Raw genomic sequence first — 15,118 nt, forward strand, 5'->3', positions numbered from 1 at the left:
GGCCGATGCGCAATACCCCACTCAACGGCTCTTGCCGCACTTGCGTTGACGCCGGGCCGGCCAGATGCGCGCGCCGCCGCCGCGGCGTCACTTCGAAGTCACTTCGGGCAATTGCGCAACGTTCCACCCGCCGCCCAGCGCCTCGATCAGCGCGACGCTGGCGACCAGCCGGTTCTCGCGGATGGTCAGCGCGGCCTGCTCGTCGGCCAGCGCGGTGGCCTGGGCGGTGACGACGCTGGTATAGGGCACGGTGCCGGCCTGGTATTGGTTGATCGTCAGTTGCACGGCGCGCTGCGCCAGCCGCACCGCCTGGTTCTGCGCATCGAGCTGCTGCTCGAGAATGCGCAGCGCGGCGAGCTGGTCCTCGACCTGCTGGAAGGCGCTCAGCACGGCTTGCCGGTAGTTGGCGACGCTCTGGTCGTAGGCGGCCCTGGCCTCGTCCACCTGCGCGCGCCGCGCGCCGCCGTCGAACAGCGTCTGCGTGACGGACGGGCCGAGCGACCACAAGCTGTTGGAAGCCTGCAGCAAGCTGCCGAGGGCGGTGGCGGCAAAGCCGAACGAGGCCGACAAGGTGATGTCGGGATAGTAGGCGGAAAGGGCCACGCCGATCTGCGCGTTGGACGCCGCCACCGCGCGCTCCGCCGCGGCGATGGCGGGGTTGCGCTCGAGCAGCGTGGACGGCAGGCCGGCGGGGATGGCGGGCACCTCCATCGTCAGCGGCGCCGGCGCGAGCGAGAATTCCGCGGGCGGCTTCCCGGTGAGCACGGCGATGGCATGCTCGAGCTGCGCGCGCGTCACGCCCACGCCGATGGCCTGCGCCTGCGTGGTCTGCAGCTGGGTCTGCGCGGTGATGACGTCGGCCTGGGCGGCGAAGCCGGCCTCATACTGGTTCTGCGTGATCGCCAGCGTTTTCGCGAAGGCGGCGGCGGTGTCGTCGAGCAGGCGCTTGAGCTCGTCCTCGACGCGCAGCTCGAAATAATCGGTGGCCAGCGCCGCCTGCGCCGACAGGCGCGCGTTGGCCAGGTCGGCCGCGCTGACCTGGGCGTTGGCCGCCGAGCTTTCGACCGTGCGGCGGATCTTGCCCCAGATATCCGGCTCCCAGCTCGCGCCGAGCCCCAGGTTGTAGCTGTTCTGCACGGTGGGCGCCACGTTGCCTTGCTGGCCCGGCGAGGTGCCGTTGGCCATGCCGCTGCGGGTGGCGCCGGCGCTGGCGGACACGGTCGGGAAAAACGCCGCGCGCGCCGCCTCGACCGCCGCGCGCGCCTGGCGGAAGGCGGCTTCGGCCGCTTTCAGGTTCTGGTTGGAGACCTCCACCTGCTGCTCCAGGCCGTCCAGCACCGGGTCGTGGTAGACCGACCACCACGGGCCGCGGTCGTGCGTGTCCTGCGGGGCGATCAGCTTCCATCCCTGCTGTTCCTTGTATGCGACGGGCACCTCCGTGGCCGGCCGCACGTAGTCGGGGCCGACCGCGGCGCATGCGCTCAGCAAGGCCGATCCCAGCAGCGCCATCGCGCCTGCCATGCGCGCCGGTTTCATTGGCTTACCTCCGCGGGCGGGCCGGCCGCGCGCCGGCGCCGCGACCGGCTCAGGCGGTCGAGCACCAGGTAGAGCGCCGGCGTGGTGTAGAGGGTGAGCATCTGGCTCACCAGCAGGCCGCCGAAGATGGAGATGCCGAGCGGGCGGCGCAATTCGGCGCCGTCGCCGGAGCCCAGCGCCAGCGGCAGCGCGCCGAGCATGGCCACCATGGTGGTCATCATGATCGGCCGGAAGCGCAGCAGGCAGGCCTGGGTGATCGCCTCCAGCGGCGTCTTGTTTTCCGTGCGCTGCGCCACCAGCGCGAAGTCGATCATCATGATGGCGTTTTTCTTGACGATGCCGATCAGCAGCACCACGCCGATCAGGGCGATGAGGGTGAAATCGGTGCGGCACACCAGCAGCGCCAGCAGCGCGCCCACGCCCGCCGAGGGCAGCGTCGACAGGATGGTGACCGGATGGATGTAGCTCTCGTACAGGATGCCGAGCACCGCGTAGACCGACAGCAGCGCCGCCAGGATCAGGACCGGCTCGCTGGCCAGCGACTCCTGGAACACGCGGGCGGTGCCGGCGAAGCTGCCCTGGATCGAGGCCGGCGCGCCGATCCGGCGCATGGCCTGCGTGATGGCGGCGGTGGCGTCGCCGAGCGAGCGCCCCGGCGGCAGGTTGAAGGAGATCGTGTTGGCCGCGAACAGGCCCTGGTGATTGACCGCCAGCGGCGTGGTGCCGGTGACATAGCGGGTGAAGGCGCCGAGCGGCACCACGGTTTCGGCCGCCGTGCTGACGGCGGCCCCGGTCGAGGTGGCGCCCATGGTGGTGTTGGCCAGCGCGTTCAGCGCGAAGTTGCGCGCGGCGTCGTTGGCGATGGCGCTCGCGCTGGGCGTGCCGCTGGCCGCCGCGGCGGCCCCCCCGGTGGCGGCGGAGAACGTGCCGGCGACGGCATTGGTCGACGCGCTGCCGCTGACCGCCGCGCCCGAGGTGCTGATGCGCAGCGCATTGAGGGTTTCGGGATCCTGCCAGTACTGCGGCGCGACTTCCATCACCACGTGGTACTGGTTGAGCGGATTGAAGATGGTGGAAACGTCGCGCTGGCCGAAGGCATCGTAGAGCGTGTTGTCGATCGTGCCGGCCGACAGGCCCAGGCGCGAAGCGGTGTCGCGGTCGATGGCCAGCCGCACTTCCAGCCCCTTGTCCTGCTGGTCCGAATTGACGTCGACCAGTCCGGGCGTGTGCTGCAGCTCGGCCAGCAGCTTCGGCGTCCAGGTGCGCAGGTCTTGCAGGTTGTCGGACTGCAGCGTGTATTGATACTGCGCGTTGCTCTGCCTGCCGCCCACGCGGATGTCCTGCACCGCCTGCAGGTACAGCGTCGCACCCGGCACCTGCGCCAGCTTGCGGCGCAGCCGCGCAATCACCTGGTCGGCCGTCAGCGCGCGGACCGAGAGCGGCTTGAGCGCGACGAACATGAAGCCGGAGTTGGTCTGGCCGCCGCCGGTGAAGCCGACCACGCCCGCCACGTCGGGGTCGCTGCTGACCAGCGAGACGAAGGTGGTCAGCTTTTGCTGCATGAGCTGGAAGGAAATGCTCTGGTCGGCCTGGATCATGCCGATCAGCCGCCCGGTGTCCTGCTGCGGGAAGAAGCTCTTGGGAACCACGATATACAGCAGCACGTTCAGGCAGATGGTGGCCAGCAGGACGCCGATCATGATCCCCGCATGGCGCAGCGACCACTGCAGCGTGCGCGCGTAGAAGCCGTGCAGGGCGTCGAAGGCGCGCTCGCTGGCCCGCAGCAGGCGCGAGCCGGACTGCTGCGGGGGCGGGCGCAGCAGGTAGGCGCACATGGTCGGCGTGGCGGACAGGGACACCGCCAGCGAGACCAGGATGGCGATCGTCAGCGTGACCGCGAACTCGCGGAACAGGCGGCCGACGATGCCGCCCATCAGCAGGATCGGCAGGAATACCGCGATCAGCGACACGCTGATCGACATCACGGTGAAGCCGACCTCGCGCGCGCCCCGCAGCGCGGCCTGCACGCGCGGCATGCCGGCCTCGACATGGCGGCTGATGTTCTCCATCACCACGATCGCGTCGTCGACGACGAAGCCGGTCGCGACGGTGAGCGCCATCAGCGACAGGTTGTCGAGGCTGTAGCCGAGCAGGTACATGCCGCCGAAGGTGCCGATCAGCGAGACCGGCACGGCCACGCCGGGAATCAGCGTGCTTCGCAGGGTGCGCAGGAACAGAAAGACCACCGCGATCACCAGCACCATGGAGATCAGCAGCGTGTGCTCCACTTCCTTGAGCGAGGCGCGGATGGTGGGGGTGCGGTCCAGCGCCACGGACAGGTCGATCGCGCCCGGGATCGAGGCGCGCAGCGCGGGCAGCATGGCCGTGACGCGGTCCACGGTGTCGATGATGTTGGCGCCCGGCTGCCGGTAGATGATCACCAGCACCGAATGGCGGCCGTTGAAGAGTCCGAGGTTGCGCAGGTCCTCGACCGAATCGTTGACCTGCGCCACGTCGGACAGCCGTACCGGCGCGTTGTTGCGGTAGGCGATCAGCAGCGGCAGGTAGTCGCGCGCGGTCCGGGCCTGGTCGTTGGAATAGACCTGGTAGCGCCGGTCGCCTTCCTCGATGGCCCCCTTGGGGCTGTTGGCGTTGGCCGAGGCCAGCGCCGCGCGCACGTCCTCCAGGCCGATGCCGTACTTGAGCAGCGCCTGCGGATTGATCTCCGCGCGCACCGCGGGCAGCGAGCTGCCGCCCACGTTGACCTGGCCGACGCCCTGCACCTGGGACAGCTTCTGCTGCAGCACGGTGGAGGCGGCATCGTAGAGCTGCCCCTGCGGCAGGGTCTGCGAGGTCAGCGCCAGGATCATGATGGGCGCGTCGGCCGGGTTGACCTTGCGGTAGGTCGGATTGGTGCGCAGCGTGGCGGGCAGGTCCGCGTGCGCGGCGTTGATGGCGGCCTGCACGTCGCGCGCGGCGCCGTCGATATTGCGGTCCAGGCCGAACTGCAGCACGATGCGGGTCTGCCCGACCGTGCTGCTGGAGGTCATCTCGCTCACGTCGGCGATCTGCCCGAGATGATGCTCCAGCGGCCCGGCCACGCTGGTGGCCATGGTTTCCGGGCTGGCGCCGGCCATCATGGCCTGCACCTGGATGGTGGGGAAATCCACCTGCGGCAGCGGCGAGACCGGCAGCAGGAAGAAGGCGATGCAGCCCGCCAGCGCCACGCCCAGGGTCAGCAGCGTGGTCGCCACCGGCCGCCGGATGAACAGGGCCGGGCTCACGGCGCGCTCCCGGCCGGGCCGCCGGCGTTGTCGGCACCGTCGGCACCCGGGGTGCCTGGCTGCCGGCGCAGGCGCCGCACCAGCTTGTCGAAGGCCAGGTAGATCACCGGCGTGGTGAACAGCGTGAGCGCCTGGCTGACGATCAGCCCGCCCACGATGGACAGGCCGAGCGGATGGCGCAGCTCGGAGCCGGTGCCGGTGCCGAGCATCAGCGGCAGGCCGGCGAACAGCGCGGCCATGGTCGTCATCATGATCGGGCGGAAGCGCACCAGGCAGGCCTGGTGGATGGCCTCGCGCGCCGGCTTGCCTTCGTTGCGCTCGGCCTCGAGCGCGAAGTCGACCATCATGATGCCGTTCTTCTTGACGATGCCGATCAGCAGGATGATGCCGATGATGCCGACGATGTCCAGGTCGTTGCCGGCGAGCATCAGCGCCAGCAGCGCGCCGATGCCGGCCGAGGGCAGCGTGGACAGGATGGTGACGGGGTGGATGAAGCTCTCGTACAGGATGCCCAGCACGATGTAGACGGTGACCAGCGCCGCCACGATCAGCAGCACCTCGCTGCCGAGCACGTTCTGGAACTCCAGCGCCGCGCCCTGGAAGCTGGTCATCACGCTGGGCGGCAGGCCGATGTCGCGCTCCGCCTGGCCGATGGCTTTCACCGCGCCGCTCAGCGCCGCGCCGTGGGCCAGGTTGAACGAGATCGCGGCCGACGGGAACTGGCCGAGATGATCGATCATCAGCGGCGCGGCCTGCACATGGTAGGTGGCGATCGCCGACAGCGGTACCTCGCCGCCATTGGCCGCCGGCAGGTAGATGGAGGGCAGCGACTGCAACGACTGCTGCATGGCCGGGCTCGCCTCGAGAATCACCCGGTACTGGTTCGACTGCGTGAAGATGGTGGAGACGATGCGCTGGCCGAAGGCGTCGTAGAGCGCATTGTCCACGGTCGCCTGGGTGATGCCGAAACGCGCGGCGGTGTCGCGGTCCACCGTGAGGTAGACGGAAAGGCCTTGCTGGGCCAGGTTGCTGGTCACGTCGGCCAGCTGCGGCTCCTGCGCGAGCCGCGCCACCAGGCGCGGCGTCCAGGCGGCCAGCTCGTCGGCGCTGGTGTCCTCCAGCACGAACTGGTACTGGGCGCGGCTGACCGCGGCGTCGATCGTCAGGTCCTGCACGGGCTGCATGGACAGCGAGATGCCCGGCACGCCGGCGGTTTCGCGCTGCAGGCGCCGGATCACCTCGGTCGCGCTGGCGGTACGCTGGTCGCGCGGCTTCAGGTTGATCATCAGGCGCCCGCTGTTGGTGGTCACGTTGGTGCCGTCCACGCCGATGAAGGACGACAGGCTCAGCACGTCCGGGTCGCGCAGCACCGCCGCCGCCAGCGCCTGCTGGCGCTCGCTCATGGCGCCATACGAGATCGACTGCGGGGCGTCCGAAATGCCCTGGATCAGCCCGGTGTCCTGCACCGGGAAGAAGCCCTTGGGAATCGCCACATAGAGAAAGACCGCCAGCAGGAACGCGGCGAAGGCGACGATCAGCGTCAGCACCGAATGATCGAGCACCCAGCCCAGCATGCGGTCGTAGCCGCCGATCGCGGCGTCGAACCAGCGCTGCGTGCGGCGCAGCAGCGCGCTCTCTTCGGCCTCCGGGCGCAGCCGCAGCATCCTGGAGCACATCATCGGCACCAGCGTCAGCGACACCACGGCCGAGATCAGGATCGTCACCGCGAGCGTGATGGCGAACTCGCGGAACAGCCGCCCCACCACGCCGCCCATGAACAGCAGCGGAATCAGCACCGCGACCAGCGAGATGGTGAGCGAAATGATGGTGAAGCCGATCTGCTCGGCGCCCTTGAGCGCGGCCTGCATGGGCGGCTCGCCCTGCTCGACGTAGCGGGCGATGTTCTCGATCATCACGATGGCGTCGTCCACCACGAAGCCGGTCGCGATGGTGAGCGCCATCAGCGACAGGTTGTTCAGGCTGAAGCCGGCCAGGTACATGACGCCGAAGGTGCCCACCAGCGACAGCGGCACCGACAGGCTCGGAATCAGCGTCGCCGGGAGGTTGCGCAGGAACAGGAAGATCACCAGCACCACCAGCGCCACCGACACCATCAGCTCGAACTCCACGTCGCGCACCGACGCGCGGATCGTGGCGGTGCGGTCGGTCAGCACGGCCACGTCGGTGTCGGCCGGCATGGCGCTGGTCAGCGTGGGCAGCAGCGCCTTGATGCGGTCGACCACCTCGATTACGTTGGCGCCCGGCTGGCGCTGGATATTGAGGACGATCGCCGGCGTGGCGTTGGTCCACGCCGCCAGCTTGGTGTTCTCGGCGCCGGCGACGACCTGCGCCACGTCGGACAGGCGCACCGGCGCGCCGTTCTTGTAGGCCACCACGATGGCGCCGTATTGCGCGGCGCTGGTCAGCTGGTCGTTGGCGTTGATGGTGTAGGCGCGCGCGGGACCGTCGAAGTTTCCCTTGGGCGTGTTGACGTTCTGGTTGCCGACGATGGTGCGCAGGTCGTCGATGTTGAGGCCGTAGGCGGCCAGCGCGCGCATGTTCACCTGGATGCGCACCGCCGGGCGCTGGCCGCCGGCGATGCTGACCAGGCCGACGCCGGGCAACTGGGAGATCTTCTGCGCCAGGCGGGTGTCGGCCAGGTCTTCGATCTGCGTCAGCGGAATCGATTTCGACGTCACGCCCAGCGTCAGCACGGGCGCGTCGGCGGGGTTGACCTTGGCATAGATCGGCGGGGCCGGCAGGTCCGGGGGCAGCAGGTTGCCCGCGGCGTTGATGGCCGCCTGCACCTCCTGCTCGGCGACGTCGAGGCTCAGGTCCAGGCCGAACTGCAGCGTGATGACGGAGGCGCCGGCCGAGCTCGCCGAGGACATCTGGTTCAGGCTCGGCATCTCGCCGAACTGGCGCTCCAGCGGCGCGGTCACCGCGGACGTCATCACCTCCGGGCTGGCGCCCGGATAGAAAGTCTGCACCTGGATGGTGGGATAGTCGACTTCCGGCAGCGCCGACAGCGGCAGGAAGCGGTAGGCGACGATGCCGCTGAGCAGCACCGCCGCCATCAGCAGCGAGGTCGCGACCGGGCGCAGGATGAAGATGCGCGACGGGTTCATCGCGCGCGCTCTGCGGCGGGCCGGCTGCCCGGCAGGATCACCCGCGCGCCGTCGCGCAGCTTGTCGGCGCCGTCCACCACCACCTTGTCGCCCGCCTTGAGCCCGGCCAGCACCGCCACGCGCTCGCCGTCGACCGGCCCGAGCCTGACCGGGCGCACCGCCACGGTATCGGCCGGCGAGACCACGTAGACATAGGCCCCCGGCGTGCCGTGCTGGATGGCCGCGGTCGGCACGTTGAGCGCGTCGTGCAGTACGTCCACGCGCAGCCGGACGTTGACGAACTGGTTGGGAAACAGCCCCAGGTCGGGATTGTCGAACATGGCCCGCAGCTGCACGGTGCCGGTGCTGGTGTTGATCTGGCTGTCGGTGCTGGCCAGCGTGCCGGTGGCCAGCAGCTTGCTGCCGTCGCGGTCGTATGCCTCGACCGGCAGGGGCGTGCCCTGGTGGAAGCGCCGCCAGACCTCCGGCAACTGGTCCTCGGCGATGGTGAAGAGGACCGAGATCGGCTGCAGCTCGGTGATCACGACGATGCCGTTGGTATTGGTGGTCTGGATGTAGTTGCCCTCGTCGACCTGCCGGATCCCGACCAGTCCCGTGACCGGCGAGACGATGTGGCAATAGGCGAGGTTCAGCCGGTCGCTGTCGACCTGGCCCTGGTCGGCCTGCACCGTGCCTTCGAGCTGGCGGACCGTGGACAGCTGGTCGTCGTATTGCTGGCGCGCGATGGAGTCCTGCTTGACCAGGCGCGCGAAGCGGTCCAGGTCGACGCGGCCGCCGTCGAGCGCGGCGACGTCGTGCGCGAGCTGCCCGAGGTCCTTTTTCAGCGCCACCTCGAAGGGCCGCGGATCGATCTGCGCGAGAAAGTCGCCCTTCTTGACGATCTTGCCTTCCTGGAAGCCGATATGGAGCAGTTGCCCGTTGATCTGCGACATCACCGTGACCGTGGCGAGCGAGGTCACCGTGCCGAGGGCGTCGATGTTGACGTTGATGTCCCCGGTCTGCGCGGTGGCGGCCACCACCGCGACCGGCGGGGGCGGAGGACGGCCGCCGCGCGATGCCTGCCGCACATGGACGAACCACGCGAGCGCCGCGAGCACGGCCACGCCGAGCGCGGCCCAGGCAATGACGCGGCGCTGCCTGGACGGGCCGCGCGGGCCCGGCTGCGCCGCCTGCTCACCGCCGATATTCTTGTTCATGATGTATCCCTAACCCATGACCGGCAGGCGGAAGCGGCAGATGTGCGGCCATCGCGGCCCAGCTTTCGAACGTCGCCGTAACTGCCCGGTTAGAGCAAGCCGGATTTGCGGAATATCCGGAGGGGCCGGCCTTAAGTGTAAGGAATCATCACACCATGTAAAGCTGCTTATCGAGGACGCGAACGCATTACCGCCACGGCGGATTTCATGGCGGCGCAAGGCGGAAAACCGTGGCGCACGGACATGGCACAAACGGTCACATCACCGGCAAAAACCCCGCAAAAATGCGCCAATCCCGTACATTTTCGCCGCTTTTCCCGACGCCCCCGCACGGCGGGCACGACACCGCCCGGAGATCATTGCGCCACTCTCGCTTTCCCGTCGATTTAAAAATGACTATCGCAATAACGCGATTCGCGCCACCCGGATACGGCACGCATTAATCACCGCATTCTTATTTGCGCACTTGCCGGAGGCGGTGGCTTTGCCGCGCACAACGAACGGTAATAATCGGCCGGCGCCTTGTTCTGCCGAAAGACGCGCCGCCGCCTGGCCGGAAGTGCCGGATGCGCCCATGCAACGTGCCTGCCGCCGGCAGGCTGACCTATCATGGTTGCAGTCCGCTGCGCTTTGGCCGCGGCTGTCTTCCCGGCTGTCTTCTGTCTTTCCTTCGATGAGGAGCCTGCGCATGAGTACCTGCAACCAGCCGCACCACGCCGACCACGACCACCAGCACGGAGCCAATTGCGGCCATACCGCGATCAGGCACGACGGCCACGTCGATTACCTGCACGACGGCCACCTGCACCACCCGCATGGCGGCCATGTGGACGAGCACCGCCTCGAAGTCAGCGCGAAGAACCCGGACCGGTGCACGCCGCAGCATCATTGCGGGGGCCACGAGGACGGGCACGTCCACGGCCCCGGATGCGGGCACGAAGCGGTGCCGCACGGCGACCACGTCGACTATCTCGTGGGCGGGCACCTTCATCACCCGCATGGCGATCACTGCGACGATCACGGCCCGGTCGAACAAGCCTAGGAGGCCGGCCCGCGGGCCGCCGGCCGGGAAGCCGGCAAGCCGCTTCAGGCAGAACCGGTACTGCCCCCGTTGCCACGCAGGCGCCAGGGCGCGGTGACGGACGGCGGGCGGCGTGCCGCTTGCGCAATGCGCTACAGTGTCAGGCACGTCCGGCCCGGCCGGCAACTCTCCACACTCTGGCGATGAAGCTACTGAACGGATTGTCGGCAACCATGGCAGCGCGGCTTCTGGCCGCATTGTGGCTGGCGCTGGCCTGCGCCTGGCCGCTGCCGGCGGCCAGTGCGCCAAACCCGGCGCTGACCGCGCTGGCGGCGGCCGTGGCGCCCGCCGCCGCGCCGGCCTCCCAGCCCGCCGCCAGCGAGCCGCTCGCGCAGTCGCTCGACCAGGTCATCACCACGCTGCAGAACGACAAGGACCGCAAGGCGCTGGTCGACCAGCTGCAGGCGCTGCGCCAGGGCGTGGCGCCGGCCAGCGCCGCCTCGGCCCCGCAGCCGGGCCTGCTGGGCGCGCTGGCCGAGGTGGTCGACCATCTCGACGGCAAGCTGCGCAAGGACAAGGGCCCCTGGCACTACTGGCGCTGGCGCGCCGACTTCGCCGGCGAGGAATGGCAGATGGCGCTGACCGTGGGCGGCAGCCGGCCCGCGTCGAAATCGCTCGGGGAATTCGCCACCGTGCTGATCGCCTGGTTCGCGGCCGGATGGCTGCTGTGGGAGACCGGCAAGCGCGTGCGCCACCGGCTCGCGCAGCACACTCCGCGCGCCGAGTTGCCGGCGGTGCCGTCGTGGATCGACGTGGGCCTGTACATGCTGCGCCGGGTGATTCCGTGGGCGCTCGCCTTCGGCCTGGCCATGCTGCTTTCCATCAGCGTCTTCAAGCGCTCGCCGGCCAGCGTGGCGGCCATGGCGATCGCCTATTCGGTGGTGGCCGGCGCGGTGCTGGGCGCGGTGTGCCAGGTCATCTTCGCGCTGTTCAGCTCGGCCCACCGCGCCCACGCGGTGCGCGAGCTGCTGCGGCATTCGCGCGGCCTGCTGTTCGCCACCGGCACGCTCGCCGCGCTGGGCGACGTGGCCAACGACGCGCGCGTGATCGCCTCGCTCGGCACCAACCTGTCGTCGCTGGTCTCCACCCTGGCCAATATCGCCGCGGCGCTGCTGATCGGCTGCTTCACGCTGCGCTTCCGGCGCCAGGTGGGGCAGCTCATCGCCAACCGGCCGCTGGCCTTTCGCCAGGCGCACCCGGCAATGATGGACATGCTGCGCGTGGTGGGCGCCACCTGGCACCTGCCGGTGCTGGCGGTGGTGCTGGCCTCGGTGGCGGGCACGGTGATGGCGACCGGCCACGCCGACGTCTTCCTGCGGCGCACCGTGGCCTCGGTGGCGCTGTTCGTGGCCGCGCTGCTGCTGACGCTGGTGAGCGGGCGCTCGCCCAAGGCCACGCGGCGCCCGCCGCGCCTGCGCGACCGCCAGCGCTCTGCCTACATCGCGCGCTTCGCGCGCTTTGCCACCGCGGTGGTGCGGGTGCTGATCTGGGTCGCCTACTTCGAGCTGGGCAGCCGCATCTGGGGCACCTCGCTGCTGGCGATCGCGGAGTCGTCGCCGCTGGGCCGGCGCATCGGCGAGACGATCTTCAGCGTGACCGCCACGGTGCTGCTGGCATGGCTGCTGTGGCTGATCATCGATACCGCCATCACGCAGACGCTGGCGCCCGCGCATGGCCGCGGGGCGGAGCCGAGCCTGCGCGCCAAGACCATCCTGCCGCTGGTGCGCAATGCCCTGTTCGTGACGCTGCTGGTGATCACGCTGATCGTGGTGCTGGCCAACCTCGGCGTCAACGTGACGCCGCTGCTGGCGGGCGCCGGCGTGGTCGGCCTGGCGATCGGCTTCGGCGCGCAGAGCCTGGTGCAGGACCTGATCACCGGCCTGTTCATCGTGATCGAAGACTCCATCGCCATCGGCGACTCGGTGGAGCTGCCCGACCACGCCGGCACGGTGGAGGCCATGACCATCCGCACCGTCAAGCTGCGCGACGGCAAGGGCGCGCTGCACACGCTGCCGTACAGCCAGATCAAGGCCATCAAGAACCTGTCGCGCGGCTACGCCTTTGCGGTCTTCAATATCGGCGTGGCCTACGGCAGCGACCTCGACCGCGCGCTGGAGCTGATCCGCGAGACCGGCAACGAGATCTCGCGCGATTTCCGCTATTCGCGCAACCTGCTGTCCGGGCTCGACGTGCTCGGCCTGGACCGCTTCGATCCCAACGGCTCGGTGGTGCTGGCCCAGTTCAAGACGCGGCCGCTGATGCAGGCCGAGATCACGCGCGCGTTCAACGTGCGCCTCAAGCGCAAGTTCGACAAGAACGGCATCAGCATGGCGACCCAGCGCGTGACGGTGCAGGTCGAAGGCGGCGCTCCGGCCGGCGAGCAGGCCGCGCAGGCCGGCGCCGCGGGCGCCGCGGCGCTGCCCGCGGGCGCGCCCGGACAGGGCTGAAGCGAGCCGGCCCGGCACGCAGAAACGGGTACGAACCGGGGGCACGCATCGGCCGCGCGGACGCCCCCGGGTGTTCGCCCGGGGATACATTTCAGCGCTGAAAATCTGGCCGCGCATCGAGAAACAACATCGCCGTTTGCGAAGTCATGCACCGATGCGCATAATGCCGCAACGCGGTAACGCGGGCAGCCCGACCTTCGCCTCGGCGAGCAGGGCTGAACCGTCCGGGCGGCATGCCCGCACCGGAGCCGGCCAGGACAAGGCGGCCGTACCGGCGCGCTAAAAATAAAGAGCGCAAGCGCATTGGCAGACATGGCGAGAGCCACCGGGGAGAACACCATGGGAGAACAGCCGTCGGCGGATGACGATTTCCACCGCCTGATCGATTCGATCTACGAGTCCGCGCTCGACGTCACCGCGATGCCGCAGGCGCTCGGCCTGTTCTCGCGCTACACCGGCACCGAGAGCCCGCATTACCTCGTCTGGGACAAGCTGGCCGGCCGTGCAAGGCTGGGCGTCACACCGCACGGCTGCTTCGCGGCGCAGGGCGCCTACGTGCCCGAGGCGCTGCGCGCGCTGGCCAGCCAGCCGGCGCGCGAGCTGGCCGGGACGCATGCCGGCGGCGCCATGGAAGGCGCCTCGTGCTACGCGCCCGCCCACGGCGCCGACCTCGAACGCGGCGTGCGGCTGCTCGACACCAGCGAGGTGTGCGTGCTGATGGGCGGCACCGGCCGCGGCACCCGCCCCGATATCCCCTTCGACGTCACCGACATCACCGACGTCACCGACGGCGCCGCGCACCGCCGCCACCGGCTCGCCCGCGTGCTGCCGCACTGGGCCCGCGCGGCGCGCATGCAGCAGCGCAACATGGAACTCAGCGGCCTGGCGGCGCTGGGCCTGGCCGGGCTCGACACGCTCGACTTCGGCGTGATGGTGCTGCAGGCCGACATGCGCGTGCGCTACGCCAACGTCTGGGCGGAAGCGCTGGTGCAGGCCGACAGCCACCTCGCGCTGGACCACGGCGTGCTGCGGGCGCGCGAGCCGGCGCTGCACGCGACCCTGCACAGGCTGCTGGAACGCGCCATGCAGCCCCACGGCACCGGGCCGGCGGCAGGCTCGTGGATGCACATCACCTCGGGCGGCCAGCCGGTGCCCATCATCGTCCTGCCGCTGGTCTCGCGCCAGCCGGTGGAAGGCCCGTGGCAACTGCCGTTCGCGATGGTGCTGATGGGCAACTCCGAATCGCGCTCGGTGCTCGACAGCGCGGTGCTGAGCTCGCTGTTCGGCCTGTCGCGCAAGGAAAGCCTGGTGGCCATCCGGCTGGCCGCCGGCGACACCCTCAACGAGATCGCCGGGCGCGAATTCGTCTCCCCCCATACCGTGCGCGTGCACATCCGCGACATCCTGCGCAAGACCGGCACGCATCGCCAGAGCGAACTGGTGCGCCTGCTGCACCTGCTGCCGGGCGTGGCGCTGGAGCGGGTGGCGCGGCAGCCCTAGGCCGCCGCCGTCGCGCCCGCTGCCGCGCCAGCCGTCGCCGTCTCCCGCGCCACCGCCATCAGCCGCTGCACCTGGCGGTCGTCGCTGTCGGCCGGCGTGGCCAGCGCAATGCCGATGCGCGCCGCCGGGCGCGGGCTGCTCAGGCGCAGGAAACGCACGCGCCGGTTGACGTAGCGTGCCGCCACGCTGGGCACCAGGGCCACGCCCAGCCCGCTTTCCACCAGGCTGATGATGGTCTGCACCTGCACCGCTTCCTGCGTCACGCGCGGCACGAAGCCGGCCTGCTGGCACAGCAGCATGGCGATGGCCTGCAGGTTGGGCACGTCCGCGCTCGGATGCATGATGAAGGGCTCCGCGGCCAGCGCCTTGAGGGCGATGGCCTGGTGCTGCGCGAAGCTGCTGTCGGCCGGCACGGCGGCGACGAATTCGTCGGTCTCCAGCGGCATCAGCGCATAGCCGCCCGCGTTCAGGATCGGGAAGCGCACCAGCCCGGCATCGAGCTGGTGGCGCTCGAGCCGGTCCAGGATCGACGCCGAGGTGGACTCGTGCAGGATCAGCTCGATGCCGGGATGGGCCGCGCGGAAGGCGGGGATCAGCCTGGGCAGCAGCGCATAAGTGGCCGAGCCGACGAAGCCCACGCGCAGCGCGCCGCGCTCGCCGTGGGCCGCGGCCACCGCCGCCGCGCGCGCCTGCCCGGCATGGAACAGCGCGCGGCGCGCGTCGTGCAGCGCGGCCTCGCCGGCCTGCGTGAGGCGCACGCCGCGCGAGGTGCGCACGAACAGCGGCGTGCCGAGCGAATCCTCCAGCTTGCGGATCGAGATCGACAGCGGCGGTTGCGCCATGTGCAGGCGTTCGGCCGCGCGGTGGAAATTGCCGGTCTCGGCGAGCGCGACGAACTGCTGGAGCTGGCGCAGATCCATGCTGATATCTCCTGAATATCGAATAC

Annotated in this window: 8 protein-coding genes; 2 read left to right on the forward strand and 6 right to left on the reverse strand. The window is 69.9% G+C overall.

The features are described 5' to 3' along the window. Positions 1-87 precede the first annotated feature (87 nt). The 5 genes from ACKI2N_RS34155 to ACKI2N_RS34175 form a co-directional block, all read right to left on the reverse strand. Positions 88-1,536, reverse strand: coding sequence for an efflux transporter outer membrane subunit (locus ACKI2N_RS34155; protein WP_420997858.1), 1,449 nt, complete (start codon positions 1,534-1,536; stop codon positions 88-90). Beyond that, positions 1,533-4,820: an efflux RND transporter permease subunit gene (locus tag ACKI2N_RS34160; protein WP_426990918.1), complete on the reverse strand. Its 3,288-nt coding sequence runs from the start codon at positions 4,818-4,820 to the stop codon at positions 1,533-1,535. Before ACKI2N_RS34160 ends, ACKI2N_RS34155 begins: the two co-directional genes overlap by 4 nt. After that, positions 4,817-7,948 (reverse strand): MdtB/MuxB family multidrug efflux RND transporter permease subunit, encoded by a 3,132-nt coding sequence (locus ACKI2N_RS34165; protein WP_420997856.1) that lies wholly within the window; start codon positions 7,946-7,948, stop codon positions 4,817-4,819. The genes ACKI2N_RS34160 and ACKI2N_RS34165 overlap by 4 nt, the downstream gene beginning before the upstream one ends. After that, positions 7,945-9,144: an efflux RND transporter periplasmic adaptor subunit gene (locus ACKI2N_RS34170; protein ID WP_420997855.1), complete on the reverse strand. Its 1,200-nt coding sequence runs from the start codon at positions 9,142-9,144 to the stop codon at positions 7,945-7,947. The genes ACKI2N_RS34165 and ACKI2N_RS34170 overlap by 4 nt, the downstream gene beginning before the upstream one ends. A 607-nt stretch (positions 9,145-9,751) precedes the next feature. Then, positions 9,752-10,165, reverse strand: a complete 414-nt coding sequence (locus tag ACKI2N_RS34175) for a hypothetical protein (protein ID WP_420997854.1) — start codon at positions 10,163-10,165, stop codon at positions 9,752-9,754. Positions 10,166-10,398: 233 nt separating this feature from the next. On the opposite strand from ACKI2N_RS34175, the gene ACKI2N_RS34180 reads away from it, so the two are divergent. Together ACKI2N_RS34180 and ACKI2N_RS34185 are read left to right on the forward strand one after the other, a co-directional pair. Continuing rightward, entirely contained in the window at positions 10,399-12,672 is a 2,274-nt protein-coding gene (locus tag ACKI2N_RS34180; RefSeq protein ID WP_420997853.1) for a mechanosensitive ion channel domain-containing protein, read from the forward strand. A gap of 339 nt (positions 12,673-13,011) precedes the next feature. Next, positions 13,012-14,172, forward strand: a complete 1,161-nt coding sequence (locus tag ACKI2N_RS34185) for a helix-turn-helix transcriptional regulator (RefSeq protein ID WP_420997852.1) — start codon at positions 13,012-13,014, stop codon at positions 14,170-14,172. Here ACKI2N_RS34185 and ACKI2N_RS34190 read toward each other — a convergent pair. Beyond that, complete coding sequence (locus ACKI2N_RS34190; RefSeq protein ID WP_420997851.1) at positions 14,169-15,092, reverse strand: LysR family transcriptional regulator; 924 nt, start codon at positions 15,090-15,092, stop codon at positions 14,169-14,171. The genes ACKI2N_RS34185 and ACKI2N_RS34190 overlap by 4 nt on opposite strands. Between the last annotated feature and the right edge of the window lie 26 nt (positions 15,093-15,118).

It is taken from the genome of Cupriavidus sp. 30B13 (assembly GCF_049059565.2).
Classification (GTDB): domain Bacteria; phylum Pseudomonadota; class Gammaproteobacteria; order Burkholderiales; family Burkholderiaceae; genus Cupriavidus.

Coding starts and splice junctions, on each gene's coding strand:
- ACKI2N_RS34185 (WP_420997852.1), top strand. CDS start 13,012: ATGGGAGAACAGCCGTCGGCGGATGACGATTTCCACCGCCTGATCGAT.
- ACKI2N_RS34190 (WP_420997851.1), bottom strand. CDS start 15,092: ATGGATCTGCGCCAGCTCCAGCAGTTCGTCGCGCTCGCCGAGACCGGC.
- ACKI2N_RS34155 (WP_420997858.1), bottom strand. CDS start 1,536: ATGAAACCGGCGCGCATGGCAGGCGCGATGGCGCTGCTGGGATCGGCC.
- ACKI2N_RS34170 (WP_420997855.1), bottom strand. CDS start 9,144: ATGAACAAGAATATCGGCGGTGAGCAGGCGGCGCAGCCGGGCCCGCGC.
- ACKI2N_RS34165 (WP_420997856.1), bottom strand. CDS start 7,948: ATGAACCCGTCGCGCATCTTCATCCTGCGCCCGGTCGCGACCTCGCTG.
- ACKI2N_RS34180 (WP_420997853.1), top strand. CDS start 10,399: ATGGCAGCGCGGCTTCTGGCCGCATTGTGGCTGGCGCTGGCCTGCGCC.